The 790-nt window shown below is 54.2% G+C and carries 1 protein-coding gene; it reads right to left on the bottom strand.

Features of this window, described 5'->3' with window-relative positions; all coding sequences use genetic code 11:
* Window positions 1-790: Ig-like domain-containing protein (locus B4U49_RS18990; RefSeq protein ID WP_158078516.1), on the bottom strand; the 790-nt coding region annotated here is incomplete at both ends.

Raw genomic sequence — 790 nt, 5'->3', positions numbered from 1 at the left:
ATGTCCAGGTCGTCATTGGCGTCACTATCGTTATCCAGTACCGCGATTGCGACGTTTGCGCCGGTAGACAGGGCGGCTGTATCGTCGGCAGCCACAGGCGCCTCAGGTATGCCGTCATTTTCTACCGTGAAGGTCACTGTATCGACCGCATCTGCAATAACCAGCGGCTGGTGGGTAGAGTTAACCAACTGTGCTGTCAGGGTGTGGGAGCCGGCTTCGACCCCGTAAAAGGTATAGGTCCCGGTCAAGTCGGTGATGGTGTTATGGCCTTCACCGTTCAGACTTAAGTGGAGGTGATCAAAGTCAGTGCCGGAAACCGTATAGGTGACGACAACGTCGGTCGAGTTGATGGTCTCCCCATCTGAAGGGGAGGTAATCGTGACCATTGCATCTGGTGTCAGCACACCAATGGATACCGTTGCGATGTTTGAGCTATTGCCAGCGTCATCTTTAACGGTGTAACTGAAACTGTCAGTACTTGTTGAAGCGCCACCATGACGATAGGTGATTTGCCCGGTTTCGGTGTCAACCTCGGCGATACCGAATGACGGTTGAGTAACAAGAGTGACAGTATTCACGGCTAGGCTACCGTCGGCATCACTATCGTTACTCAACACGTCGATCAGGGTTTCGCTCCCCAGAACGACATCGGTGATATCACTTTGGGCAACCGGGGCCTCTCCGATGACCGGCTGGGACAGGAAGTGCCCGGTCAGCTCTTCGCTCAGGGTACTCATTTCCTGGGGCGTTAGGGCGTGATCATAGATGTAGATCGCCGCCACCTGCATAT

The organism is Microbulbifer mangrovi (genome assembly GCF_002009015.1).
Taxonomy (GTDB): Bacteria; Pseudomonadota; Gammaproteobacteria; order Pseudomonadales; family Cellvibrionaceae; genus Microbulbifer; species Microbulbifer mangrovi.
Note: the sequence above shows the minus strand (reverse complement) of the source record. Positions and strands in the feature narration are given on the sequence as shown.